We start from the raw sequence: 24,730 nt of genomic DNA on the forward strand, positions 1-24,730 counted from the left end.
TCTCGATCGCTAACTATGTGCATTAGCCTAACCACCGTGAGTAACAGAGCCGCTGTCGGCGCCCCCCTCCCTCGCCGTACGATCGCCCGCGTTCTGCGCCGCATCGGGCGGCGCGGCGCCTCCCTGGCGTTCGTCGGTCTGCTGAGCATGGCCATCGCCGCGTCCCTCGCGTTCGTGCCGGCCGACCAGCGGGTCGCCCCCGGATACGCCATGCTGGCCTCCATCGCCCCGTTGACCGTCTGGGCGCTGGTCTGGTGCGTCACCGGCGCTCTGTGCCTGGTGCAGATGTTCATGCGCTCGGACCGGGTGGCCTTCGCCGCGGCCACCGCGCTGCTCATGATGTACGGCCTGGTCTACCTGCTCTCGACGTTCACCGGCGTCAACCCGCGGGGATGGGTCGGCGGCGCGGTCTGGCTGGCCTTCGGCGGCTGGATCGCGTTGATCGCCACCTGGCCCGAGGCCGTCGCGATGAGCCGGTTCCCGGGTGGCCGGGCCGACGCGGCCGTCATCGTCGCCGACGGCGCCGGAGTCATCCAGTCGTGGAACCCCCAGGCCGCGACCCTGTTCGGCTGGAGCATCGACGAGGCGGTCGGACGGTCGCTGACCATCCTGATGCCGCCCCGCTTCCGGGGCGAGCACGCCGCCGGCCTGGCCCGGGTGCGCTCCGCCGGCCGCTCCGACCTGGCCGGTCGCGACATCCCGCTGGTCGGCCTGCACCGCGACGGCAGCGAGTTCGCCATCGCCCTGACCGTCAACGCCTGGCACAGCGATGACGGCGTCACCTATACCGGCGTGGTGCGGCCAGTCGGAGGCGGCAGTGTCCAATCTGAGTAACATCCTCATCCAGCTCTCCGTCGGCATCGTCCCGCTCGGCGTGGCCTACCTCGCCTTCCGCTCGGCCACCGACGCCAACAAGAAGACGCAGCAGACGGCGCTGATGCAGGCCGAACGGCACGCCGAGCTCGAACGCTCCAAGGTGGACGCCGACGCCTTCGTCCGAGCTAAAACGATCTACGAAGACGCGTTGACCCAGATGGAGAAGCAGGTGGCCCGCTTGCAGGTCCAAGCCGCCCAGGTCAGCTCCGACCTGGTCAGCGAGCAGACCGGCGCGGCCGCGATGCGCGAGCAGATCAGCCAGTTCCAGGCGCAGATCCGCGCCCTCGAACGTACCGTGATCGCGCTGCGCGCCCAGCTCATCGCGGCGGGACTCTCTCCCGTGGCCGTGGCCGAGAACACCGGCCCGTTCATGATCGGACATCCGCCGCGCCCCCGAACGGCGGAATGAGGCGGTCTGTCATCACTTCGCGGGCGGTCGCTAAGATCGGCGCCACCTCGAACAGTGGAGGAACCGATCATGACCAAGGAGACGGAGACGCTCCTCGCGTCCCTGAACAGCCAGCGTGAGCACGTGCTCGGGATTCTGGACGGCCTTCCGGCGGACGCGCTGCGGCGGCCGGTGCTGCCGTCGGGCTGGACGTGTCTGGGACTCGTCCGCCACCTCGCCCTCGACGTCGAACGGTTCTGGTTCCGCGCCGTCGTGGCCGGCGAATCGGTCGAGCTCGAAAGCGGCGACGCCGCCTGGCAGGTCGCCCCCGACGAGCCGGTCGAGACCGTGCTGGACTTGTACCGGCGGGAGATCGAGCTGGCGAACGCCGTCATCGCCGCCACCCCGCTCGACGCCGAACCGGCCTGGTGGCCCGACGAGTTCTTCGGTGACCCGCCGCCCCGGGATCTGTTCACGGTCATCCTGCATGTGATCACCGAGACGGCGTGTCATGCCGGGCACCTCGACGCGGCACGTGAGCTGACCGATGGCCGAACCTGGCTCATCCTGACGTAGCCCGGCCCGTCACTCGGTGCGGAGTTCGTCCGGGTGCAGGGTGTGGCGGAGGAGAGGGCGGGCGGCTCTGGCCATCAGGACTGCCGTCGCTACGCCGATCAGCACCATGAGGATCATGCGGATCGCCACCCAGATGAGCGCTTCCGGGTGTTCCTGGTAGCCGTACGCGCCGGTGGTGATCATGACGAAGCTCACCCCGGTGAGGGCGGCGACCAGGCACACCGGGATCGACGTGGTGAGCGCCTGGCGGATGAGGACCCGGCCCAGGGCGGGCATGGGCGTGCCGGCGGCGGCCAGGGCCGCGAACGATCGTCGATGATCCAGCAGCGCCTCCGCCTGATGCACGACGAGGGCGGCGGCTGAGGTGGCCAGCGCGACCAGCAGGGCGAGGTCTATCAGCAGATAGACCGTCGGCCAGTTGGAGAGGTCATCCTGCGTGAGGATGACCCCCTGTTGGGCGCCCTCGGCTGCGCCGAAGAACACGGTCAGTCCCACCACTGACAGCGCGCGGGCCCAGCCCCGTGGGTCGGCTTCGACGAGCCGGGCCGCGAGCAGGGTCTCGGCCGTCCGAGCTCGCCGTCCCACCCACCGTGCGGCTGCCCTGATCAGCCATGCGGTGGCGAGGACCAGGCCGAACAACAGGAGCACCATGCCGATGGCCATGATCAGCGCCGCGCCGTACGGCCCGATCAGCCCGACATGCTCGCTGATGAAGTCTCGGCCCTGGAGGGTCGCCGGGATAGCAAGCGCCCCTACCCCCGCCGCGACGAGCACCAGGTCGAGCACCCTCGGGCCGGTCGGCTGCGCCCGCCGGACCACGCCCAGCGGAGAGGACACCACGTGCCGTCCCGCCTTCAGTCCTGAGTACGTGCCGCTGAACGTCACCACGGCGAGGATCGCCGGCATCAGGAGGGGGCGGTTCAGCGGCAGCGGCCACGACAGCGCCAGGTCGATCAGCAGGTACACCGCGATGCCGATCAGCCCGCCCAGCGCCGCCCGCCATCCGCCCTCGTACGCCCCGAGCAGGCGCACGTGGCGCGGCGTGGCCCCGGCCAGCCGGAGGGCGGCCAGCCGCCGTTCCCTGGTAGCGCCGGCCAGCCGGCTCACCTGGTAGAGGAAGGCCATCGCCGGGAGGATCAGCATGGCCAGCCCCAGCGAGGTGAGGGCGCGCCCCTCGTCGCTGAAGAAGGCGTCGACGCGGGCGTCCCACGCCTGGAGCAGGCTCACCGCCACACAGAACAGGAAGGTCGCGAGCGCCGCCCCCGCGGTCATGAGGCGCCCCCGAACGCGTTCGCGCCGCGACCCGCCCCTGGCGAGCATGCGCATCACGGCGATCACGTGCTCACCCCCGCCGCGAGTACGTGGCGGACGGCGAGCACTCGTTGGATGGCGATCACGCGGCTACCTCCGCCGCGAGTTCGCCGTCGCGCAGCACGAGCTCCCGGTCGGCGTAGGCGGCCACCCGGTTGTCGTGTGTGACGATCACCAGGGTGGTGCCGTCCGCGCGGGCCGTACGGATGAGCTCGTCCATCAGCTGTTCGCCGGCCAGCGAGTCGAGCGCGCCGGTCGGCTCGTCGGCGAAGACCATCCGAGGGCCGGTGACCAGCGCGCGGGCCATGGCGACACGCTGCGTCTGGCCGCCGGACAGCGTGCCGGGCCGCTGGTCGCCGCACTCGGCCGCGTTCAGGCGCTCCAGCCAGGAGCGGGCGGTGTTCAGCGACTCCTGGCGGCCGTGCCGGTCGAACAGCAGCGGCAGCGCCACGTTCTCCGTCGCGGTCAGCTCGGGCACCAGTTGGCCGAACTGGAAGACGACGCCGAAGCTCTGCCTGCGCAGGTTCGTGCGCTCGCTCTCGCCGAGCGTGTCGATGCGCTTGCCGTCGAAGAGGACCTCGCCCGACTCCGGGCGGATGATCCCGGCCAGGCAGTGCAGCAGGGTGGACTTGCCGGAGCCGCTCGGCCCGGTGATCGCCACGATCTCGCCCGTGCCGATCTCCAGGGACACCCCGCCTAAGGCGACGGTCGAGGCGAACGTCTTGCGCAGCGCGCGTGCTTCAAGCATCAGAGTCCTCCTTCAGATCGGCCAGCCGTCGCATGGCCGTCTCGATCCAGCGCAGGTCGGCGTCGAGGTGCTGGAGCGCGTAGTCGGCGGCCAGCGCCTGGGCGGGGGAGCCCGCCGAGCGCTCCGCGGTGAGCTCGCGCATCCGCGCAAGATGCGCGGCCCGCTGCCGGGCCAGGTAGCCGTCGGCGGCGCCGTTGGCCACGGACGCCACCACCACGCGCGACAGCAGCGCGCTGGACAGGTGCGGCGCGGGCGCCTCCACCCCGTCCAGCCACCGGGTGAGCTCGGCGGTCCCTTCCTCGGTGATGGTGTACACCGTGCGTTCCGGGCCGCCGTCCTGCACCGTCTCCGCGACTTCGGCGAAACCGTCGCGCTGCAGGCGCTGCAGCGTCGCGTACACCTGGCCGTAGGCGAGTGGTTTGGCGCCGGGCAGGCGCCGGTCGTGCTCGCGTTTGAGTTCGTATCCGTGCTTCGGGCGCTCCACGAGCAGCCCGAGCATCACATGTCCGGTCGACATGGCGAGCGCTATACATTGAATGAATAGTGAAGCGTGATCATGGTCGATAACCTGGCCGGCATGAAGGATCGGCCGGCGGGAGTTGACGAGCGGGCGTTGCGCGATGCCCTGGAGAAGTGGGGGATCGGGGCTGTCTCGCTGGAGTACGCGCCGGTCGGGTTCGGGGACTATCACTGGATCGCGGCTGACGCGGATGGGCCGCGGTGGTTCGTCACGGTCGCGGACCTGACGCAGAAAGGCCAGACCGGAGACGGGGAGAGCGCGCTACGCCGGGCCATGGACACCGCCGTCGCCCTGCGTGAGCAGGGGCTCGACTTCGTCGTCGCGCCTTTGGCGGCCGCTGGGGGCGAAACGCTTCAGCTGCTCGGGGCCCGGTACGCGGTTAGTGTCTTTCCGCTGGTGAGCGGGCGTCCCGGGGAGTTCGGCGACCGCATCGCGGCCGGCGAGCGCCGGAGGACCGTGGAGATGCTCGCCGAGTTGCACCGTACGACGCCCCCGCCGTCGACTCCCGTCCGGCCGTTGCGCATTCCGATGCGGGGCCGGCTGGAGGAGGCCATCGAGGCGTCGGGCGGGGTCTGGCGGGGTGGACCCTACGCGGAACCCGCCCGCGCTCTGGTGGCCGACCGCGCCGGGCGGCTGCGGGAGCGGCTGGCGGACTTCGATCGGCGGGTCGATGAGGCGAGCGGCGCGGACCTCGTGGTGACCCACGGGGAGCCGCATCCCGGCAACCTGGTGATGGTCGAGGACAGCCCGGTGCTGGTGGATTGGGACACGGTGGGGCTGGCGCCGCCCGAGCGGGATCTGTGGCTGGTCGCCGACGGGCCGGATGACCTGGCGCGTTACGCGGAGCTCACCGGGCGGCGGCCCGACCCGGCGGTCATGGAGCTCTTTCGCCTGCGCTGGGCCCTCGAGGACGTGGCCCTCTACGTCGAGGGTCTGCGCTCGCCCCATGAGCTGAGCGCCGACACCCGGGAGGCGTGGAAGGCCCTCACCGAAACCGTGCGCGAGTTGACTGATCCGGTGTCAAAAACCTGACATCTTCCTGCAAGGTACGGAAAATCTCGGCATAGTGGGAGAGATCGTGGTGTGCCGGAGAAAGAAGAGGGTCCCGAGGGCTGAGTTCCATGTGGCTTGACGGGATGGAGATCCCCGGGTGGCTGCGGCCGTGGGTCGGCTGGGTGGTGGGCTCGGACTGGCCGCGGGCCGACGAGCGGGCGCTGTTCCGGATGGCCGACGCGTTGGTGCGGGCCGCGCGGCGGATCGTGGCCACGGCCGACGGGTCGGGGCGGTGGCTGACCGGCGGGGTGCGGGGGGAGTGGGACGGCGACGCGCTCAGAGCGTTCGTGAAACGGGTGGGGGAGGTCGTCGGGGGGCGGCAGGCCGATCTGGTGGAACAGCTGGTCACCATGGCCATCGGGCTGAACGACCTGGGTGTGCAGGTGCAGTACACCAAGCGGATGATCAAGCTGACCGTGCTGCTGTTCATGGTGCAGATGTTGTGGCTGTCGTGGGCGCTGCTGCATCCCGCCGGGCGGCTGACGGCGCGGGGGCTGTTCAATGTACGGGCGCGGGCGGCGCGGTGGACAGTCCGGCAGTTCGGGCAGCGCCTGGCGGTCAACGTGGCCTGCTTCGGGCTCCTGATGGGCGCTATGGACCTGTACGTGCAAGGGACCCAGCCTCGGCGCGACGCCATCGACTGGAAGCAGGTCGGCACGTCGGCGGGGATGGGGGCGCTGAACGGCGGATTGCTCACGGGGCTGGCCTGGGCGCTTCCGACGCGGTCGTTGTGGATGTTGATGGGGCACTCGGGGGTGGCGTCCGCGGGCGCGACGGTGGCGGGTGCGCTGCTGAGCGGTCAGCCGGTCAGCTTGAAGGTGGTGGCCGAGGCGTTCACCTCGGGTGTGGTCAGTGTCGCGGACGGCCATCTGGCGAGCTGGAGTCCGCACGGACCCCGCGCCGACGGTGGCGGGACGGCCCGGCCCGATGCTGGGCGGCCGGTACACACCGGGGACGAGGGTCCCAGGCCGCCGAAGCCGGCGACCGTACCTGGTGAGCTCGCACCGCACGTGGCGCCGGGTACGGACGCGCGGCACACCGACCTCGCTCAGGTACGGGAGGGCAGCCACGGCCGCAGCATCGACCAGCTGATCAACCGTGGTGCAGACGCGCACGTGCTGCGAGCGTCCCAGGAGACGGCCCGGCCACACCCGGAAGCCGTGCATGTCCCCGGCCAGCGGCCGATCGCCGACGCTCTGGCGCACCACTTCGGCCGGAACGGCGGCGAACCGAACAGCCGGCACGGTGACGGGCAGAGCGGGCAGAACCACGTCGGACAGGAAACCGAGGTGGCGGGCACCGTCTACCGGAGGATCGACTTCCCGGTCAGTGACATGCGGCCGGGCGCCGAGTTCACGCTGCCCGACACGGTGCTCAACACGCGGTCCTACACCGCGGATCACCTCGCCCCCACGGAGGTCGTCACCTTCTCCAGAACGGGCAGGGACCTCGGCGACGGTCAGGTGGCCCAGGCGCCGGGCACCACGATGCGGGTCCTCGGCGCGCACGAGGGCGCCTACATCTCGCCGTACGGCGAGGCCGGGACCAGGATCTATCTGGTCGAGGTCGGGCAAGAGCCGTTACCCGTACAGCCGGCGCCGCACCTCGAACCGCGGCACGCGGAGATGATCGGCCGTTTCAGGGAGGAGGTCGCGGCGGGCGTGTGGTACCGCGACCCGGGGGCCATGTCGATGCCCACCGCCGACCCGCGGCTGCTGCGGCCCACCTCCGGCATCATCGACGTCGGCGTCGCCGCGGACGGCACCCACTTCCTCATCGGCGAGCACCGGCTGACCGCCGGCGATCTCGGCACCATGCTCGTGCACGACCCCCGGCTGGTCTCCGCGCCCGAGGCGGCCCTGCGGGTGCTCGGCTGCGAGACCGCCGCCAACCTCCGCCTGCTGCAGGAGCTGGCCAACACCACCGGCCGCGAGGTGATCGCGGGCGACAGGTACGTCTACATCGGCGCCGACCGTCAGGCGCACACCGCGAACATCCAGGGCTATACGGCGGACGGCCGCCCGATGTTCCCCCACCGGGGAGACGGCGCCTGGCACATCGCCGTGCCGGAGGCCAGGGTCGAACGGCCATCGGCGGCCGCCGAGGTGAAGCCGCCGAGGGCGGGCGTACCGGCGGCTCCCGAGTCGCTGCGCGCGGCGATCGACGCGGAGGAGGCGACCTACGTCCCTATCGGCAGGGGATCGGATGGAAAAGTCGACATCATCACGCTGGACGACGTGCCGCAGGGCATCAGGAAGGAGATGTACGGCAGGGCGAAGCGCCCGGCGAGCATAGAGGTGGTGGTCTCCCAGGTGGGGCAGGCGATCACGGCCAACGTGGCCCGCGCCATGCTCGACCCCTACTCCAACGGCACCGTGCTCGCCGACTTCATCAACGCTTCGGGCGCCAACGAGGTGGCCCACATCCTGTCCGGCTTCAAGGGCAGGCGGGACGCGATCCTCATCGGCCTGCTCGACGTGCTGACGGCGAACCCGGACCGGGCCGCCCGCAACCTGATGCTGACCGACGACGGCCGGTTCTTCGCCATCGACCACGCGCGGTCGTTCGGCAGCGACCAGATCATCGTCCACCGGGACCAGCCCTTCGCCGCCAATTTCGTCGGGCGGCGCCCCGACGGCCTGTTCGGCTGGGTCGACAACCCGCTCACCAGGCAGGACGTCGACCTCATCACCGAACGCCTGCAGGCGCTGCGGCCCGAGTTCGAACGGCACGGTCTGCGCCCCGAGTACGAGGTCATGATGGACCGCCTCTACCAGGTGGCAGACCACGCGACAGGGCGCACCCCGCTCATCGCCGTCGACGACGGCCCGGCCGACCGGCTCGAGCACCACTTCGGCCGGGACTAGGCCTTCAGCGTGCGCAGGGTCGGGTCGGAGATCACCAGGTCGGCGTGCGGGCGGGTGCCGTTGACCAGGGTCGCGTTGCGCTGGTCGGTGCCCATCACCCAGGCCACGGCCGCGTCGTGCTCCTTGCCGAACCGCTCGTGGCGGGCGACGAGCCGCCGCACGCGCTCGTCCTCGTCGAGATCGCAGTACCAGACCTCGTCGAGCTCGGGCCGGACCCGGGCCCAGTCGCCCTCGTGGAGCAGCAGGTAGTTGCCCTCGGTGACGATGAGGCGGGCGGTCCGCGGGACCGGGATGCTGCCCGCGATCGGCTGTTCCAGGTCGCGTTCGAAGGCGGGGGCGTAGATCACGTCGTCCTCGTCCTGGCGCAGGCGGCGCAGCAGCGCGGCGTACCCGGCGGCGTCGAAGGTGTCGGGGGCGCCCTTGCGGTCGCGCCGGCCGAGCCGCTCGAGCTCCACATCGGCGAGATGGAAGCCGTCCATCGGCACGTGCGCCACCCAGTCGAGCGCGGGCCGGTCCTGCCGCAGCAACTGGACCAGGTGCTCGGCAAGCGTGGATTTGCCGGCGCCGGGGCTGCCGGTGATGCCCAGAACCGCGCGGTGGCCCTCTCGTACGAGGGAGCGGGCTCGGGCCGCCAGGTCGTGGAGGGTCATCATCGAGCCTGGCTCGCGTGGAGCCGGCCGGTGATGAAGCCGTGGGCGTGGCGGGCCAGATCCTCGCCGTCGGACCACAGGTTGCGCCAGATGGCCAGGTCGTTCGACAGCCCGCGCATCACCACGGCCGAGGAGAAGGACTCGAAGGTGATCGGTCCCTGGTAGCCGATGTCGGCCAGCGCGTGGAAGAAGGAGGTGAAGTCCAGGTGGCCGGAGCCGAGGTAGCCCCGGTGGTTCTCGCCGATGTGGACATAGCCGAGCCGGTCGCCGACGTCGTGCACCGGGCGTACGAGATCGTCCTCTTCGATGTTCATGTGGTAAGTGTCGAGGTGAATGAGGACGTTGTCCTCCCCGATGTCGTCGGCGAGCCGGAGCGCGTCGCGCGCGGTGTTGATGACGTTGGTCTCGTAGCGGTTGCAGATCTCCAGGCCGAGCGTCATATCGCGCCCCCGCGCCTCCTGCGCCAGGCCGCGCAGCACCGTCACCACGTTGCGCCGTCCGGCGTCGGTGAGCGGGCGGTCGTACTTGCCCAGGGCGCTGTAGAGGGCGCCGGTGAAGTGCGTGCCGCCGAGCTCGTGGGTCACGGTGAGCGAATCGTGCAGCAGCTTCTCGCCGCGCGCGACCACGTCCGCGTCGTCGCTGGAGACGTCGGCGTCGAAGGCGAGGCCGCGCGAGCAGGCCACGCCGAGGCCCGCCGACCGCAGGGCGTCGCGGGCGGCCGCGACGTCGAGGTTGCCGGAGTCGTGCAGCGACAGTTCGAGCAGGTCGAACCCGGTCTCCTTCGTCTTGCGGATCGCGTGCTCCACCGACGCGGGCGTGGTGTCACCGACCCAGACGAGGGCGTGCACGCCGATGGGGTTGGTCGTGGTGGTCATCGTGGTGCTTTCTCCTTGGTGGTTTGGTACGCGGCTCACTGGCCGGTGGCGCCGGTGACGAGGGAGACGATCTCCTCGCCGGTGATCTCGGACGTACGCCGGCCGCCGACGCAGCGGCCGGCGCGCATCACCCAGACCTGGTCGCTCAGCCGCATGACCTGCGCGAAGTTGTGGCTGATGAGCAGCACCGTGTGCCCCTCGTCGCGCAGCCGCAGGATGAGCTCCTCGACCCGGGCCGTCTCCTGGACGCCGAGCGCGGCCGTCGGCTCGTCCATGATGACCAGCCGGGAGCTGAAGCCCGCCGCGCGGCAGATGGCGACGGCCTGGCGCTGCCCGCCGGACAGCCGCCGGACGCGGGACTTCACCGCGGGGACGTTGACCGCGAGCGTGGAGACCATCTCCCGCGCGCGGGCCTGCATCGCCCGCCGGTCCAGGAACGCGATGGGACCGAACCCGCGGACGAGCTCGCGGTTGAGGAAGAGGTTCTGCCACACGGTGAGGTCCTCGACGAGGGCCAGGTTCTGGTGGACGGTCTCGATGCCCGTCCTACGGGCGTCGTCGGGGGAGTGGAAGTCGGCCTGCTGCCCCTCGAAGATGATGTGGCCGCTGTCGGGCCGGTGGATCCCGGAGACGCAGCGCACCAGCGTGGACTTGCCCGCGCCGTTGTCGCCGACCAGCGCCGTGATCTCCCCTTGGCGCAGGGAGAGCGAGACGTCGGCGAGGGCGCGGACGTTGCCGAACGACAGGGACACGTTCTGGCAGTCGAGCAGGGTGTTCGTCATCGCTGGAACCTTGTCAGGAGCGCGGCCAGCACCACGACGATGCCGACGGCGAGAGGCTGGTAGAACTGCGAGACGCCGAGCAGCGTCAGCCCGTTGACCAGCGCGATGAGCAGGAGCGCGCCGATGACCGGGCCGATGATGCTGCCCCGCCCGCCGAACAGGCTCACCCCGCCGAGCACGACCGCGGCCACGGAGTTGAGCAGGAAGGAGGTGTTGGCGGCCGGCTCGGCCGCGCCGATCCGGGCCACCAGCAGGATGGCCCCGAGGCCGGCCAGCACGCCCGAGATCGTGTAAACGGCGATCTTGACGCGCTGGGTGCTGATCCCCATGGCCGTCGCGGACTCCGCCGCCCCGCCCGTGGCCAGCACGTGCGTGCCGAACCGGGTGTGGAACAGCAGGACGTGCCCCAGCACCGCGACGACCGCCGCGATGACGAACGACCAGCCGAAGATCCCGATCCCGCCGGTCGACAGGCGGAGCAGCGCGGTGTCGATGATCGTCACGGGCTTGCCCTCGGACAGGATCAGCGCCAGCCCGGAGGCCGCAGAGAGGGTGCCGAGTGTCACGATGAAGTCGGTGATCTTGCCTCGGGCGATGATCACTCCGTTGACCACGCCGACCAGGCCCGAGGCGACGATGGCCGCCAGGCACGACAGCGACAGCCCCCAGCCCATCGCGTAGGCCTGGCCGAAGGCGACCGCGCCCAAGGTCATCGCGGAGGCGATCGACAGGTCGATGCCGGCCGTGGCGATGACGAACGTCTGGCCCACGCTCAGGATGATCAGGATCGCCGCGGCGACCAGCATCGAGGCGATGTTGCCGGCGCTGAGGAACGTGGGGTTCAGCGCCTGGAAGACGATCACCAGGACGATCAGCCCGACGAGGGCCGCCCACTCGGCCCAGAAGCCGACGTCCTTCAGACGCGCGGTCCAGGCTTCGTGGTTGGGCGTGGCGATTGCGGTGTTTGCCATCTCTGTCCTACTGGATGAGGCTCTTGAACGGGTCGGCGTAGGTGCCGAACGGCTTGGGCGTGACCGCCAGCGCCTTGTCCGCGTTGTCCTTGGTGACCAGCTCGACCGGGGACTTCACCTTGGGCGGCAGCGCCTTGCCCTTCGTGGCCGCCTGGCACGCCTCGATGCCCATCAGGCCCATCGCGTACGGGTACTGGGCGACGGTGCCGTCCAGCGTGCCGGCCTTGACCGCCTGGAGGGCGTCCTTGATGCCGTCGACGCTGATGACCTTGATCTGTCCTGCCTTGCCGGCGTTGGCGATGGCCCGCGCCACGCCGAGCCCCATGTCGTCGTTGGCGACGAAGAAGCCCCGCAGATCCGGCTGCGCGCGCATGACGTCGGTCGCGGCGGTGAGCGCGGTCTGGCGCTCCCAGTTGGCGGCGACGGTCTGGACGACCTTGAGATGGGAGCCGATGCCCTGCTGGAACCCCTCGACCCGGGCGCCGCTGGTGACGTCGCCCGCGATGCCGCCGATGACCGCGACATCACCGGCGGGCACGAGCTCGCTCATCCGCTTCCCGGCCATCTTGCCGGCCTCGACGTTGTCCGTGCCGATGTAGGTGGCCAGCTTGACGTTGGCGCTGCCGGCCGCGCCGGCGTCGACGGGACTGTCGATGTTGACGATGGGCTTGTTCTGCGCGCCGATCTTGGCCAGGCCCTGGATGAGGTTGGTGCCGGTGATCGGGTTGACCACGAAGCAGGAGAAGGGCTGCCCGGCCAGGCCGTTGAGCTTGTCCGCCTGCCCGGTGGTGTCGGTGATGGAGTCGGCCGCCTGGACCGTGAGAGACAGGCCGCCCGCCTTGGCCTGCTCGTCCATGCCCTGCTTCATCGTCTGGAAGAAGGGGTTGTCCAGCCCTTTGATCACCGCGGCGACGCTCGGAGGTTCGGCGGCGGCGGCGTTCTTGCCGGACGGACCGGCGGACACGCTGGAGCCGCAGGCTCCCAGAGCCAGCGTCCCGGCCGCCAGCGCGGCGGTGACCGCCGTCGCTCGCCTTCCATGCGAGGTCATGTGCATCGGATGCCCCTTTCGGCGTCAATGGGATGACCGTATGACTACTTCTGAACTCTGACAACCCATGTTTCGACTTTTTAAGTCGAAACATTCTTGACTTACGAGCAGTCTCGGTCACCGATAGAGTGGGCTAATGGCCATAACCGGCGTGTCCGCCCTGCGGATGGGAGTCAGCTCGGGCGAGATCCTCAGCCTGTTCCGCGACATCCCCGACGGGCTCACCAAGGCCGACGTCATGCGGCATACCGGCCTGTCGCGCACCACGGTCAACCAGCGCCTCGACGGGCTGCTCACCGCCGGGCTGCTCATCCCCGCGCCCACGGAGGCGCGCACGGGCGGCCGGCCCGCCGGTCAGTTCGTCGTCAACCGCGATCGGGGCGTGCTGCTGGTGGCCGACGTGGGCGCAACCGGCCTGCGCACCGCCGTGTGCGACCTGGGCGGGGAGGTTCGGGCCGAGCAGGACGTCCGCGCCGACGTGACCAGCGGCCCGGCGGCGATCCTCACGATCGTGTCCGGGCTGTTCGCCGAACTGCTCGACGAGCGCGGCCACGAGCCGGGCGACGTGCTCGGCATCGGCATCGACGTGCCCGGTCCCGTCGACTTCGCGAGCGGGCGGGTGGTCAGCCCGCCGATCATGACCGGCTGGGACCGCTTCGACATCCCCGGCTGGTTCACCGCCCGCTACAACTGCCCGGTGCTGGTCGACAAGGACGTCAACGCGATGGCCTTCGGCGAGCAGCGCCTGCGCTACCCCGAGGTCCCGCACCTGCTCATGGTCAAGATAGGCACCGGTGTCGGCACCGGCCTCATCGCGGGTGGCCAGGTGCACCGGGGCGCCGACGGCGCGGCCGGCGACATCGGCCACATCCAGGTCGTGGTCGACGATGTGGCCGAGCCGCCGCTCTGCCGGTGCGGCAACCTCGGCTGCGTGGAGGCCCACGCCGGGGGCTGGGCGCTCGTACGCGACCTCCAGGCGGCGGGCCGCGACGTCACCACCGTCGACGACGCCGTGCGGCTGATCCGCTCGGGCGACCTGGCGGCGGTACGCCTGGCGCGGCGCGCCGCCCGCATCCTCGGCGGCGCCCTCGCCGACACCGTCAACCTGTTCAACCCGCGCATCATCGCGATCGGCGGCCAGCTCGCGCACACCGACGAGCAGCTCTTCGCCGGCATCCGCGAGATCGTCTACCGGCGGTCACTGCCGCTGGCCACCCGCAATCTCCAGATCGTCCGCAGCGACCTCGACCCCAACGCGGGCATACTCGGGCTCGCGCAGCTCCTCGTGGACGGGATCTACGCTCCCCAGCGGGTTCAGGAGCTCGTCGATCGCGGCGCGGCGGGCACTGAGATCATGCTTCCCGTCTCCGGGGGAGAATGAGACATGCGGAAATACGTGATCCTCGGCGTGCAGGGCAGCGGCAAGGGCACCCAGAGCACCCTGCTGGCCACCGACCTCGACCTCGTGCACATCAGCGTCGGCGACATCTTCCGCTGGCACGTCAAGAGCCACACCAAGCTCGGCGCCCAGGTCCGCCGCCTGGTCACGGCCGGTGAGCTCGTGGGCGACGACCTGGTCGAGGACGTCGTCAGGGAGCGCCTCCAACAGCACGACTGGAACTACGGCTTCATCATCGACGGCTTCCCGCGCAGCCGGCGGCAGGCGGAGTTCTTCCTGGAGAGCTACGACATCGACAGCGTGATCCACCTCGACCTGCCCGACGAGGAGGTGTGGCGGCGGGTCCTGGCCAGGCGGCTGTGCTCGCGCTGCGGCATGGACTACAACCTGATCGCCCACCGGCCCGAGGCCGAGGGCAGGTGCGACGTGTGCGGCGGCGAGCTCGTCACCCGCGAGGACGACGCCCCGGACGCGCTCGCCACGCGGCTGCGCGAATACCACGACAAGATCGACCCAGTCGTGGAGCTGTTCCGCGGCAAGGAGTACGTCATGACGGTCGACGCCCGCGACGACAAGGCCACCGTCCAGCGCAACATCCGCGCCCGCCTGCACCTGCCGCCGTACGTCCGGGAAAAGTCAGGGCGCGGCGTCGCGGCCGAGTAGCTGCCGGGCGACCACCAGCTTGGTGATCTGGGCGGTGCCGTCGGCGATCTGCAGCGCGATCACGTCGCGCAACCGCTGGGCCTGCCGCAGCTCCTCCGAGTAGCCGGCCTGCCCGAAGGTGAGCAGCGCCTGCTGGACGGCGTCGGCGGCCATCCTCGGCACCCACCACTTGACCATGTTCGCCTCGGTCGTGTGCGGGAGTCCCTGGTCCTTGCGCCACAGCGCCTCGTAGCAGAGCGCTCTGCCGGCCCGCAGCTGCGTGGCGTACTCGACCAAGGGGAAACTGAGCCCCTGGAAGGCGCCGAGCGGGCGGCCGAAGGCGCTGCGGGTGCGCGCCCGCTCCAGCGCGTCGTCGATCGCCGCCTGCGCGGTGCCCGTCGCCATCAACGCGATCAGCGCGCGCGAGTAGTCGAAGCCCCGCATGACCTGGACGAAGCCGAGCCCCTCGCCGCCCACGATCGTCTCGGGCCCGGTGCTCAGGCCGTCGAAGGTCAGGTGGGCACGGCCCGCGGCGCGGTTGCCGAGGTCGGTGAACGCCTCCCGCTTGGCCGCGCCCAGGCCGGCGAGGAAGGCGGTGACGCCGCGCGCGCCCGGACCGCCCGTCCTGGCGAAGACCAGGCCGTGCGTGGCGGTCATGCCGAGCATGATCGAGGTCTTCTCGCCGTGCAGCAGCCAGGCTCCGTCCTGGAGCGTGGCGCGGAACTCGATGGCGGCGGCGTCCGAGCCGTGCTCGGGCTCCGTCAGGCAGATGGCGGGGATCAGCTCCCCCGAGGCCAGGGCGGGCAGCCACTCTCCCCGCTGCTCCGGCGAGGCGTTGGCCTGCACGATGTCGGCCACGAGCGCGGCGTTGAGCACCAGGTAGCAGCTGTTCACGTCGGCGCGGGCGAGCTCTTCGAGCACCAGGCCGGTGGTCACGGCGTCGGCGCCCGCGCCGCCGTACTCCTTACGGACGCGCAGGCCGAGCAGGCCCATGCGGGCCAGCTCACCGGGCAGCTCGGGGCGCATGGCCGCGGCCCGGTCGTCGGACTGGTAGTGCGGGGCGAGGCGCTCGGCCGCGAAGTCGCGTACCCGGGCGCGCAGCCGCTCCTGCTCGTCGTCGAACGCGAAATCCATGCTCAGCCCATCCCTTCGCGCAGCTCGAACTTCTGTACCTTGCCCGACGCCGTCTTCGGCAGCTCGGCGACGACCGTCAGGCGTTCCGGCCAGAACTGCCGGGCCATGCCGAGCCCTTCCAGATGCAGCTGTACGTCGGCGAGCGAGGGCGGCTCCCCGTCCGGGACGACGAAGGCGCATGCCCGCTCGCCGAGACGCTCGTCGGGGTAGGCCACCAGCGCGGCCTCCTTGATCCGCGGGTGCCGCCACAGCGCGGCCTCCACCTCGACCACGGGGATCTTCTCCCCGCCCCTGACGATCAGGTCCTTGGCCCGGCCGGTGATCCGGATGCCGCCCTCGCCGTCGTCCCTGGCCAGGTCGCCCGTGTCGAACCAGCCGTCGCCGGTGAGGGCCTCGGCGTACAGGTCCGGGCGTTTCCAGTAGCCCACACACTGGTTCGCGCCGCGTACCTGCAGCCGGTCGCCGGCGATCCGGACCTGCATCCAGGGGGCGGGGCGGCCGTCGGAGCGCGCGGCGAGATCCGGCGGGTCCTCGGGGCGGGTGATCGTGACCGTGGCGTTCTCCGTCATGCCCCACAGCGCGTACATGCGCACGCCGAGCACCTCGCCCGCCTCCTCCACGACCTTCGGCGGGATCGGCGACCCGCCGCACGCGAAGGAGCCGAGGGTCCGCAGGTCCCGGGGCCGGGCCCGCTGGGCGGCGATGGCGTCGACCACGAACGTGGTGGCGCCCATGCCGAAGTTGACGCCCTCCGACTCCACCAGGCCGAGCATGACGTCCGGGTCCCACACGTCCTGGAACACCGCCCGGCCACCGAGCTGGAGCGGCATCAGGAAGCAGTAGAGGTAGCCGGCCTGGTGGGTGAGCGGCGAGCCCATGTGGACGACCAGATCCTCATCCAGCCCGAGGGCCTCCGCCTCGGTGCGGATGCCGGCGTACAGCGTGTTGTTGGTGTGCATGACGCCCTTGGGCTCGCCCGTCGTGCCCGAGGTGAACATCACCTGGGCCAGGTCGTCGGGGCCCGCCTCCGGCCGGCTGAGCCGGACCTCGCCGCCGGACATGAAGACGTCGTCGAAGTCGAGCGGGCCGCCGCCGATGGTCACCGCGTGCCGCAGCGTCGGCACCTCCTTGGCGATCTCGGCGAGCATCCCGGCGTGGTCGAAGCCGCGGAACGACGCGGGCGCGACGCAGACCTTCGCTTCCGTACGTTCCAGCATGAAACCGACCTCACGTTTGCGGAGGATCGGGATGATGGGGTTGACCGCCGCGCCGACCCGCATGCAGGCCAGCGCGAGCGGCGGGAACTGCCACCAGTTCGGCAGCTGGAGCGCGACCACGTCGCCCGGGCCGACGCCCAGCTCGGTCAGGGCGCCGGCGAACCGCTCCACGAGTCGCGACAAATCCGCGTACGTCAATTTGACCAGGTCGGCGGCGCCCGCCTGGTGCGCCGTGATCGCGACGCGGCCCGGGGAACGCTCGACGGCCCGCCGGAGGTCGTCCAAGGGCGTGCCGTCCCGCCACCAGCCTTCGCGGTAGCAGTGCTCGGCGTCGCTTCGCCAGTTCATGGATACTCCCCCCTGGTCAGGCGGTAGCCGTACCTGCTCATGAGCGGCAGCGCGGCGAGGGTGCTCAGCGCGACGCTCGAGGCCGGCAGGGCGGTGCGCCAGGCGTCGTCGGGCCTGATGGCCACGGGCCCGGTGCGCAACCGGTCGGGATTGCCGGTCACGGTGTGATTGACGCCTAGCCGGACAGTGTTTCCGCCGGTCACCGGGCCGGGCGACGGGAGACCCGCCCACGCCATGACCTGGCCGATCGTCTCGGCGGGCCGTGCGGCGAAGTCCTCGTACCTGAGCCTGAGGCACCTGCCGGGATAGGCGCGCGCGATCCACTCCGACGCGGCGTTGAAGCCGGTCCAGTACGCGCTGCTGCGCAAGGGGCTCATGGCCGGGATGTAGCTCTTGGCGCGGTGCCACGAGTAGGCGGTCGCCCTGGGGTCGCGCACCATGTGCAGCACCTGGGGGCGCAGGTCGGGCAGGCCCATGAGGTGGGCCGCCTCGGCTGGGAACTTGGAGGTGTCGACGATCACCTGGGCGCCCAGCGCCTCGCCGATCGCGGTGTAGAGCCGCAGTTTGACCTCGCTGACGCGCCGCACGTCGCGCGGCGGGCGGGCCAGGCCCCGGGCCTCGCGCAGCCGCTCCTGGGTGAAGCGGGTGCGCAGGCAGGTGTTGTGCAGGCCGATCATCTCCGTCGCGAGGGTGTGACCGTCCAGCTCGCGCAGCACCTGCCGCCACACGTCGCAGTCCCGCAGGTCCTTGCCGCAGCCGCAGGTGCTGTTGGTGCCGGTGCCGAGCACGCCGTTGGACCACAGGTAGTTGAGCTCGCCCACGTGCGCGACGCCCGGCAGCTCGTTGAGCAGGTTGCCGAGCAGCGTGCTGCCCGATCTGCACCAGCCCGTGACGTAGAGCACTCGCGGCGCTGCGGGCGTCATCGGCTCGCGGTCCGTCCGGCGGTGGCGCTCTCACCGTTTGGCTTTGTGGCGGGTGCTCTTCCGGCGGCGGCGCTCTCACCGTTTGGCTGTGTGAGTGCTCTTCCGGCGGCGGCTTTTCTGACGGCGGTCACCAGCCTGTCGCAGTCGGCCAGGTCCAGGTTCGCCGAGAGTGGGATGTCGATCGCCTCACTGACATAGCGCGCCGACGTCGGGAAGAGGCTCCGTGCGGCCTCCGGGTTGTCGCCGAGCAGGAAGCGCCAGTTCCAGAAGGCGCGTACGTTGACGTCGTCGCGGTCCCCGAGCGCGCGGGCGTCGACCCCCTCGGCCGCGACGGCCCCGGCGAACGCGACGCACTCCCGCGGCGTGGCCCCCGGCAGCCGGAAGACCAGCGCCTCACCGAGGTAGGCGCCGGGCGCCACCGGCTGCCGCAGCGCGATCCCGTCGAGGTCGGCCAGCCGTTCGGCCACGTAGTCGTAGTTGCGGCGATGGGCGGCCAGCCGGTCGGGCAGCCGCTGGAGCAGGGCTGCGGCCAGCGCCGCCCGGATCTCGTCCATGCGGAAGCTGAAGATGGGGAAGGCCCGGTCATCGACGTCCGGGACCTTGCCGGGGAAGTGGCGGGCCATCCGGCCTTCGTAGGCGCCGCTGTAGACCACCGCACGGGCGTACGCCTCAGGGTCGTCAGTGAGCAGGAACCCGCCTTCGCCGGTGTTGAGCGACTTGTCGGACTGGGTGCTGAAGGCGCCGAAGTGGCCGAACGTACCCAGGTAGCGGCCGTCGAGCCGCGCGCCGAGGGCGGGCACCGCGTCCTCGACCACCAAGGCGCCGTACTCCTCCGCCAGTCGGCATATTTCCGGCATGTCGCTGGCGAAGCCGCGCATGTGCACCACGACGACCGCCTTGGCGCCCTCGTCGAACACCCGGCGCAGATCGCGCACGTCCAGATGCAGGTTCTCGTCGCACTCCACGAGCACCGGCCGGTGCCCGGCGAGCAGGATCGCGCTCGGCGTGGCCGCGAAGGTGAACGCGGGGCAGGCGATCGGCGAGCCGGCGGGCAGCTGGAGCGCGAGCAGGCTCAAGGTGATCGCCGTGGTGCCGCTGGCGCAGGCCAGCGCATGCCCGGCGCCGAACACCTCGCACAGCCGCCGTTCGAGGAGCCCGGTAAATGTCTCCTCGTGCGGCCGGAAATCATAACGGAAGAACAACTGGGCGCGCAGCGCCTCGATCGCCGCGGCGATGTCCTCCGGACTGAGGAAGACATCACCCTTGTCATAAGTGGGCCAGGTGGTCAGGGGTGGATTCACCGGTCCCTCGAATCTGTTGGTGCAGATAACGTGAGCTATTGGCCGGGTAGTGAATTGCGCGAAGAACCTAAGAGCACGCGATGAACCTAAGAGCACGCGATGGACCTAAGAGCCGACTATCGCGGCAAGTCCCCGGAAAGGCAACCCCCCTCGCGTGTGTCACAAATGCGTGATAAGCCGTCGAAGAACCTCGGACCGAGAAAGGAACGAGCCAGTGACGGTCTCCGCGCTGAACGCCCTGAACACCGCCTGCCCCGATCGGGTGGTCGGACCCGGCCACCCCGCTTATGACGAGGTGCGGCTGCTCTTCAACGGCATGCACGATCTGCGGCCGCGGCTGATCTGCCTGCCGCGTGACGTCGCGGAGCTGCGGGCGGTGATCCGTACCGCCCGCGAGGCCGGGCTGGTCACGGCGGTGCGCGGCGGCGGGCACAACGTCGCCGGGTACGCCTCCGTCGAGGACGGGCTGGTCATCGACCTGCGGCTGATGAGCTCGGTGACGGTCGATCCGGGCGAGCGCACCGCCGCGGTCGGCGGAGGCGCCACCTGGAGCCAGGTGGACCTGGCGACCACCGCCTACGGGCTGGCCACCACGGGCGGCACCTTCGACACCACCGGCGTCGGCGGCCTGACCCTGGGCGGCGGCCTCGGACACCTGATGGGCAGATACGGCCTGACCTGCGACAACGTGCTCTCCTACCAGCTCGTCACGGCCGCCGGGGAGGTGGTCGAGGTGGACGCGGAGCGCGATCCCGAGCTCGACTGGGCCCTGCGCGGCGCGGGCCACAACTTCGGCGTGGTGACGGAGTTCCGCTTCCGTACGCACCCGGTGGGCCTGCTGTACGGAGGCTGCGTGGCCTACCCGCGTGCCGAGCTCGGCCGGGCCGTGCGCCTGTTCCGCGACCTCATGCTCGACGCGCCCGACGAGCTCAACTGCACGCTGTTCCTGAAGAGGTACGGTCCCACGCACGTCCCGGCGGCGGTGATCTGCGTGGCCTACAGCGGCGACGACGAGGGATACCGGGCGGCCCTGGAGAAGCGGCTGCGCGGGCCGGAGCTCCTCGACTGGCAGCTCATGCCCAGGTCGTACCTGTCGCTGCAGGCCGCGCTCGGCCGCCTGGCCTTCGGGCTGCGGCACCACTGGAGCGCCCGCTTCGCCGACGCCCTGCCGGACGCGCTGGCAGACGCGCTGGTCGAACGGTTCCTGGCCGGCCGCTGGCTGGGGCCCTTCAGGGACGGAATCCTCGTCGAGGCGCTGCACGGCGCGGTGCGACGGGTGCCCGCCGAGGCCACGGCCGTGCCCTTCCGCGGCGCCGCCTTCAACGTCACGGGCACGGCGATCTGGACCGACCCGGCCGCCGACGAGGAGCGGATCGCCTGGGCGCGGTCCGTGTCGGCCGCCGCCGAGCCGTACAGCCGCTGGGGTGACGGCTACATCAACTATGCGTCCACCGGCGACCGGGCCAGGAAGACCTTCGGGGAGGCGGCCTTCGACCGGCTGACCTCGGTGAAACGGCGGCTGGACCCCGACAACTTCTTCCGCGCCAACTACAACGTCGCGCCCTCGGCCGTCCGCTGAGCCGCGTCCACCGGCTCAACGATGCGTCGCCCCCGGGGTCATCACCAGGTGGACGCCGTCCAGGGCGGCATGACCTTCACTGGTGGGACTCGGGTCCTTCACCGCCAAGGAGTTCTCGTGATCGTCCTCGGATACAACGGGTTCGGTAAGGTCGCCGAACTCTTCGCGCGTTATTACGGGTCGACGGGAATCGACCGCCACATGCTCTACGGCCACGATTCCTCGGCGGCCCTCATGGTGGACGGGGAATTGGTCGCGGCCGTCGAGGAAGAGCGGCTCAATCGCGAGAAGAAGACCGCCCGGTTTCCGGCCCAGGCCATCGAATGGGTTTTAAGGGAGGCCGGGAAAACGTACGACGAGGTCGATGTCTTCGCGCATTCCTGGCGTTTCTCCCAGGACGTCATGAACAACATGATCGCCGAGATCGTAGACGCCGACGCGCCGGTGGACAAGAAATTCGCCCGGCTGCGGCGGCTCGACGACACCTATACCAGGATATTCAGCCAGGAAGCCATTCTCGCCGACTTCCACGAGCACACGGGATACCCGCCGGCCGCCGAGAAGCTGGTCAGGGTGCCGCATCACCTCGCCCACCTGATGACGGGATACCACCTGTCCGGGGGCGGGGACGCGGCCTTCGTGGTCAGCGACGGACGGGCGGAGTGGCTGTCGGCGATCCTCGGCGAGGTACGCGACGGCAAGGTGCGCCTGTTCGACGACGCGACCGTGGACGGGGACAACTCGCTCGCCCTGCTGTTCGCGGTGCTGACCAGGTATCTCGGGTTCGTGCCCAACAACGACGAGTACAAGGTCATGGGCCTGGCCGGCCACGGCCCGCCGCCGGAGCCCAATCCGCTGCTCAAGCACGTGGTGGCGCTGACGGACAACGGCCGCTACACCATCCCCTACGCGCCGCGTGCCGTACGCGCCTATTACGCGCTGTTCGACCGGATCTTCGACACGGACCCGGACAGCCGAGAGGACTTCGACGTGCGGGTCCGGGTCGCCGGGGCCGCCCAGGAGATGGTCGAGGCGGTGACGGCCCACCAACTGCGCGCGCTGGAGGAGCGCAGCGCGCTCCCGCGGCTGCTGTTCGAGGGCGGCCTGGCGCTGAACTGCGTCAACAACACCAAGCTGCTCGAAGGCTCCAGGTTCGCCGAGATGGACGTGAGCTTCGGCGCCAGCGACCCGGGGGTGGCCATCGGCGCCGCCTTCTACGCCAGTCAGGAGGCGGGCGACAAGCCGCGCGTCTCCGGCTCGCCGTACCTGGGGCCCGCGTACGGCGACGACGAGATCCGCGCCACGCTCGACGCTCACGCGGGGCGCGTCGAATGGCGTGAGCTGGCGCCCGGCGACGTGGCCCGGGAGACGGCCGCGCTGCTGCGGGACAAGTGCGTGCTCGGCTGGTTCCAGGGCCGGACCGAATACGGGCCGCGCGCCCTGGGCAACCGGAGCATTCTGGCCAATCCCCGGTTCGGCGATATCAAGGACATCATCAACGACCGGATCAAGCACCGGGAGCCGTTCCGGCCGTTCGCGCCCGTCGTCCTGGAGGACGTGGCCCCCGAGGTGTTCGAGATGGGAAAGAAGCGGGCCTCGCCGTACATGACGTTCGTCTTCCCCGTACGGCCCGGCTACCGCGACCTGATTCCCGGAGCCACGCACGTGGACGGCACGTCCAGGATTCAGACGATCCGCGAGGAGGACAACCCGCTGCTGGCGGAGCTGCTCCGCGCCTTCACCGAGCTGACCGGGGTGCCCTGTCTCATCAACACCTCGTTCAACGTGGCCGGCGAGCCCATCGTGTGCTCCCCGGCCGACGCCATGGACTGCTTCCTGAAGACCGAGATGGATTACCTCGTGCTCGGACGGTTTGTAGCCACCAAATCAGCTCAGCGTTGACCACCATTTCAACGATTCGAGGGGGAGGGGCAAGACATGTCTCCTGGCGAGGAGTTCGCGTGGGCGGTGGCGGGCTCGCGGAACGGCGGCGACGTCGAGGTACCGTACCGGCTGGCGCTGACCGAGGCGTTCCCGCTGTTCAAGACCAGGCCGCGCTACACGGTCCGGCACCTGCTGAAGAGCGCGAAGGTGGGCGACGGGCAGGTGCCCTACGTCCACGAGGCGCCACCGCCCGAGCCGGCGCGGTCGGGGACGTCGTACGCCGAGACGCCCGAGTCCGTCTTCGCCTCCAGCGTCCGCGTGGCCGATCTGACCGAGGTCAAGGTCGGCGTGCCCGTGCCGAAGGGCGTGCTCGACGAGCCCGGCCTGCTCGCCGCCTTCGTGGACTACCGCGTGCTCGTACGGCTGTCCACAGTCGAGAACCAGATCCTGCTGCACGGCTCGGGCGACGGCGCGATCGACGGGCTGCTGCACCTGGCGGACTCGCGCCACGCGCCGTTCGACGGCGATCCCGAGGACGTGCTGACCGCGGCGGCGGCCGAGGTCGAGGAGACCGGCGGCTCGTGCGACGGGATCGTCACCCACCCCGCCCTGTACTGGAAGCTGGTCCGCGACGGGGCCCTCGACCGACTGGCGACGGCCGGGATCCGCGTCTCGCGCACCCGCATGATCGGCGCGGGGGACGCGCTGCTCGGCGACTTCCGCGCGGCCGTGACGCTGCTCGACCCCGCGCGGTCCACGCTGCGGCTGCGCCGGGACACCGAGGTCATCGAGGCGAGCACCCGCGTCGGCCTGGCCGTACATCTGCCGCAGCACTTCCTGCTGGTCTCGTGAGAGGTGTCCGGTCATGGACCTTGGATTGAACGGACGTGTCGCGCTCGTGGCGGCGGCCAGCAGCGGGCTCGGGCTGGCCGTGGCCCGCACGCTGGCGGCCGAAGGCGCGCACGTGTCCATCTGCGCGCGCGAGCCCGACCGGCTGGCGCGGGCGCACGCCGAGATCGACGCCGCGGGTCCGGGACGGGTGCTCAGCACCAGCGTGGACGTGCGCGACGAGGCGGCCGTGGCCAAGTGGGTGGGGCGCACCGCCGACGAGTTCGGCTCGCTGCACATCGTGGTCAGCAGCTCGGGCGGAGTGCCGCACGGGTCGCTGGAGGAGTTCGACGTGCCCGTGTACCGGCGGGCGCTGGAGGACAACACGATCCCGCACGTGAGCGTCGTCCTGTCCGCCCTGCCGCACCTGGACACCGGCTGGGGCAGGGTGCTGATGCTCACCTCCGAGGCGGTACGCCAGCCGCTGCCCCTGACCGGCCTGTCGGCCGTCGCCCGGCTGGGCGTGCTGGGCTTCGCCAAGGGACTCGTGCCGAGCCTCGGCCCGCGCGGCATCACCGTGAACGTCCTTGCCCAGGGCTTCCACCGCACGCCCGCGCTCGACCACCAGTTCGGCGACGAGGCGGACGCGGCGCTGGCGCGGGTGGCCGAGGGCCTGCCGATGCGCAGGATCGGCCGACCCGGCGACTTCGGGGCGATCGCCGCGTTCCTGGCCAGTGAGCACACCTCCTTCATCACGGGCGTGGTGCTGCTGGTGGACGGCGGCAACACCCGCGGCCTGTGAGTGACGCT

23 protein-coding genes are annotated in these 24,730 nt (G+C 70.8%); 11 read left to right on the plus strand and 12 right to left on the minus strand.

Annotation, left to right across the window (positions count from 1 at the left end):
• Nucleotides 1-36 precede the first annotated feature (36 nt).
• The 3 genes from AB0H88_RS09105 to AB0H88_RS09115 all read left to right on the plus strand — a co-directional run bounded on the left by AB0H88_RS09105 (nucleotide 37) and on the right by AB0H88_RS09115 (nucleotide 1,840).
• Nucleotides 37-834 carry a PAS domain S-box protein gene (locus tag AB0H88_RS09105; protein ID WP_357642754.1) on the plus strand — a complete coding sequence of 266 codons (798 nt, stop codon included), beginning with the start codon at nucleotides 37-39 and terminating at the stop codon, nucleotides 832-834.
• Nucleotides 818-1,285 carry a hypothetical protein gene (locus AB0H88_RS09110; RefSeq protein ID WP_357642755.1) on the plus strand — a complete coding sequence of 156 codons (468 nt, stop codon included), beginning with the start codon at nucleotides 818-820 and terminating at the stop codon, nucleotides 1,283-1,285. Before AB0H88_RS09105 ends, AB0H88_RS09110 begins: the two co-directional genes overlap by 17 nt.
• A gap of 69 nt (nucleotides 1,286-1,354) precedes the next feature.
• Nucleotides 1,355-1,840 carry a DinB family protein gene (locus tag AB0H88_RS09115; RefSeq protein ID WP_357642756.1) on the plus strand — a complete coding sequence of 162 codons (486 nt, stop codon included), beginning with the start codon at nucleotides 1,355-1,357 and terminating at the stop codon, nucleotides 1,838-1,840.
• Between the two features lie 9 nt (nucleotides 1,841-1,849).
• Here the strand turns inward: AB0H88_RS09115 and AB0H88_RS09120 are convergent, their stop codons facing one another.
• From AB0H88_RS09120 to AB0H88_RS09130, 3 genes are read right to left on the minus strand one after another with little or no spacing between them, the layout of a single operon-like run.
• Nucleotides 1,850-3,178, minus strand: coding sequence for an FtsX-like permease family protein (locus AB0H88_RS09120; RefSeq protein ID WP_357642757.1), 1,329 nt, complete (start codon nucleotides 3,176-3,178; stop codon nucleotides 1,850-1,852).
• A gap of 55 nt (nucleotides 3,179-3,233) precedes the next feature.
• Nucleotides 3,234-3,899 (minus strand): ABC transporter ATP-binding protein, encoded by a 666-nt coding sequence (locus AB0H88_RS09125; RefSeq protein ID WP_357642758.1) that lies wholly within the window; start codon nucleotides 3,897-3,899, stop codon nucleotides 3,234-3,236.
• Nucleotides 3,892-4,416: a PadR family transcriptional regulator gene (locus AB0H88_RS09130; RefSeq protein WP_357642759.1), complete on the minus strand. Its 525-nt coding sequence runs from the start codon at nucleotides 4,414-4,416 to the stop codon at nucleotides 3,892-3,894. The genes AB0H88_RS09125 and AB0H88_RS09130 overlap by 8 nt, the downstream gene beginning before the upstream one ends.
• A gap of 60 nt (nucleotides 4,417-4,476) precedes the next feature.
• Between AB0H88_RS09130 and AB0H88_RS09135 the strand changes: the two genes are divergently transcribed.
• Nucleotides 4,477-5,451 (plus strand): aminoglycoside phosphotransferase family protein, encoded by a 975-nt coding sequence (locus AB0H88_RS09135; RefSeq protein WP_357642760.1) that lies wholly within the window; start codon nucleotides 4,477-4,479, stop codon nucleotides 5,449-5,451.
• A gap of 104 nt (nucleotides 5,452-5,555) precedes the next feature.
• Nucleotides 5,556-8,339, plus strand: coding sequence for a hypothetical protein (locus tag AB0H88_RS09140; RefSeq protein ID WP_357642761.1), 2,784 nt, complete (start codon nucleotides 5,556-5,558; stop codon nucleotides 8,337-8,339).
• Here the strand turns inward: AB0H88_RS09140 and AB0H88_RS09145 are convergent.
• From AB0H88_RS09145 to AB0H88_RS09165, 5 genes are read right to left on the minus strand one after another with little or no spacing between them, the layout of a single operon-like run.
• The gene (locus tag AB0H88_RS09145; protein ID WP_357642762.1) at nucleotides 8,336-8,992 is read right to left on the minus strand and encodes a nucleoside/nucleotide kinase family protein; all 657 of its coding nucleotides are present in this window, start codon (nucleotides 8,990-8,992) and stop codon (nucleotides 8,336-8,338) included. The two genes, AB0H88_RS09140 and AB0H88_RS09145, sit on opposite strands and share 4 nt — an antisense overlap.
• Complete coding sequence (locus AB0H88_RS09150; protein WP_357642763.1) at nucleotides 8,989-9,864, minus strand: sugar phosphate isomerase/epimerase; 876 nt, start codon at nucleotides 9,862-9,864, stop codon at nucleotides 8,989-8,991. The genes AB0H88_RS09145 and AB0H88_RS09150 overlap by 4 nt, the downstream gene beginning before the upstream one ends.
• A 35-nt stretch (nucleotides 9,865-9,899) precedes the next feature.
• Nucleotides 9,900-10,646, minus strand: coding sequence for an ATP-binding cassette domain-containing protein (locus AB0H88_RS09155; RefSeq protein WP_357642764.1), 747 nt, complete (start codon nucleotides 10,644-10,646; stop codon nucleotides 9,900-9,902).
• The gene (locus AB0H88_RS09160; protein ID WP_357642765.1) at nucleotides 10,643-11,617 is read right to left on the minus strand and encodes an ABC transporter permease; all 975 of its coding nucleotides are present in this window, start codon (nucleotides 11,615-11,617) and stop codon (nucleotides 10,643-10,645) included. Before AB0H88_RS09160 ends, AB0H88_RS09155 begins: the two co-directional genes overlap by 4 nt.
• 7 nt (nucleotides 11,618-11,624) lie before the next feature.
• Nucleotides 11,625-12,671, minus strand: a complete 1,047-nt coding sequence (locus tag AB0H88_RS09165) for a substrate-binding domain-containing protein (protein WP_357642766.1) — start codon at nucleotides 12,669-12,671, stop codon at nucleotides 11,625-11,627.
• Nucleotides 12,672-12,801: 130 nt separating this feature from the next.
• On the opposite strand from AB0H88_RS09165, the gene AB0H88_RS09170 reads away from it, so the two are divergent.
• Both AB0H88_RS09170 and AB0H88_RS09175 read left to right on the plus strand, forming a co-directional pair.
• Nucleotides 12,802-14,046, plus strand: a complete 1,245-nt coding sequence (locus tag AB0H88_RS09170) for an ROK family protein (protein ID WP_357642767.1) — start codon at nucleotides 12,802-12,804, stop codon at nucleotides 14,044-14,046.
• 3 nt (nucleotides 14,047-14,049) lie between these two features.
• Nucleotides 14,050-14,727: a nucleoside monophosphate kinase gene (locus AB0H88_RS09175; RefSeq protein ID WP_357642768.1), complete on the plus strand. Its 678-nt coding sequence runs from the start codon at nucleotides 14,050-14,052 to the stop codon at nucleotides 14,725-14,727.
• Here AB0H88_RS09175 and AB0H88_RS09180 read toward each other — a convergent pair.
• From AB0H88_RS09180 to AB0H88_RS09195, 4 genes are read right to left on the minus strand one after another with little or no spacing between them, the layout of a single operon-like run.
• Nucleotides 14,701-15,840: an acyl-CoA dehydrogenase family protein gene (locus AB0H88_RS09180; protein WP_357642769.1), complete on the minus strand. Its 1,140-nt coding sequence runs from the start codon at nucleotides 15,838-15,840 to the stop codon at nucleotides 14,701-14,703. The genes AB0H88_RS09175 and AB0H88_RS09180 overlap by 27 nt on opposite strands.
• Nucleotides 15,841-15,842: 2 nt before the next feature.
• Nucleotides 15,843-17,405 (minus strand): AMP-binding protein, encoded by a 1,563-nt coding sequence (locus tag AB0H88_RS09185; protein ID WP_357642770.1) that lies wholly within the window; start codon nucleotides 17,403-17,405, stop codon nucleotides 15,843-15,845.
• Entirely contained in the window at nucleotides 17,402-18,328 is a 927-nt protein-coding gene (locus AB0H88_RS09190) for a sulfotransferase (protein ID WP_357642771.1), read from the minus strand. Before AB0H88_RS09190 ends, AB0H88_RS09185 begins: the two co-directional genes overlap by 4 nt.
• The gene (locus AB0H88_RS09195; protein ID WP_357642772.1) at nucleotides 18,325-19,629 is read right to left on the minus strand and encodes an aminotransferase class I/II-fold pyridoxal phosphate-dependent enzyme; all 1,305 of its coding nucleotides are present in this window, start codon (nucleotides 19,627-19,629) and stop codon (nucleotides 18,325-18,327) included. The genes AB0H88_RS09190 and AB0H88_RS09195 overlap by 4 nt, the downstream gene beginning before the upstream one ends.
• A gap of 214 nt (nucleotides 19,630-19,843) precedes the next feature.
• On the opposite strand from AB0H88_RS09195, the gene AB0H88_RS09200 reads away from it, so the two are divergent.
• The 4 genes from AB0H88_RS09200 to AB0H88_RS09215 all read left to right on the plus strand — a co-directional run bounded on the left by AB0H88_RS09200 (nucleotide 19,844) and on the right by AB0H88_RS09215 (nucleotide 24,722).
• Nucleotides 19,844-21,208, plus strand: a complete 1,365-nt coding sequence (locus AB0H88_RS09200) for an FAD-binding oxidoreductase (RefSeq protein ID WP_357642773.1) — start codon at nucleotides 19,844-19,846, stop codon at nucleotides 21,206-21,208.
• Between the two features lie 117 nt (nucleotides 21,209-21,325).
• Complete coding sequence (locus AB0H88_RS09205; protein ID WP_357642774.1) at nucleotides 21,326-23,110, plus strand: carbamoyltransferase C-terminal domain-containing protein; 1,785 nt, start codon at nucleotides 21,326-21,328, stop codon at nucleotides 23,108-23,110.
• 36 nt (nucleotides 23,111-23,146) lie between these two features.
• The gene (locus tag AB0H88_RS09210; protein ID WP_357642775.1) at nucleotides 23,147-23,944 is read left to right on the plus strand and encodes a family 3 encapsulin nanocompartment shell protein; all 798 of its coding nucleotides are present in this window, start codon (nucleotides 23,147-23,149) and stop codon (nucleotides 23,942-23,944) included.
• Between the two features lie 13 nt (nucleotides 23,945-23,957).
• Nucleotides 23,958-24,722 (plus strand): SDR family oxidoreductase, encoded by a 765-nt coding sequence (locus AB0H88_RS09215; RefSeq protein ID WP_357642776.1) that lies wholly within the window; start codon nucleotides 23,958-23,960, stop codon nucleotides 24,720-24,722.
• Nucleotides 24,723-24,730 lie beyond the last annotated feature (8 nt).

The sequence above is a fragment of the Nonomuraea sp. NPDC050680 genome (assembly GCF_040654555.1).
In the GTDB taxonomy this organism is placed as follows: Bacteria; Actinomycetota; Actinomycetes; order Streptosporangiales; family Streptosporangiaceae; genus Nonomuraea.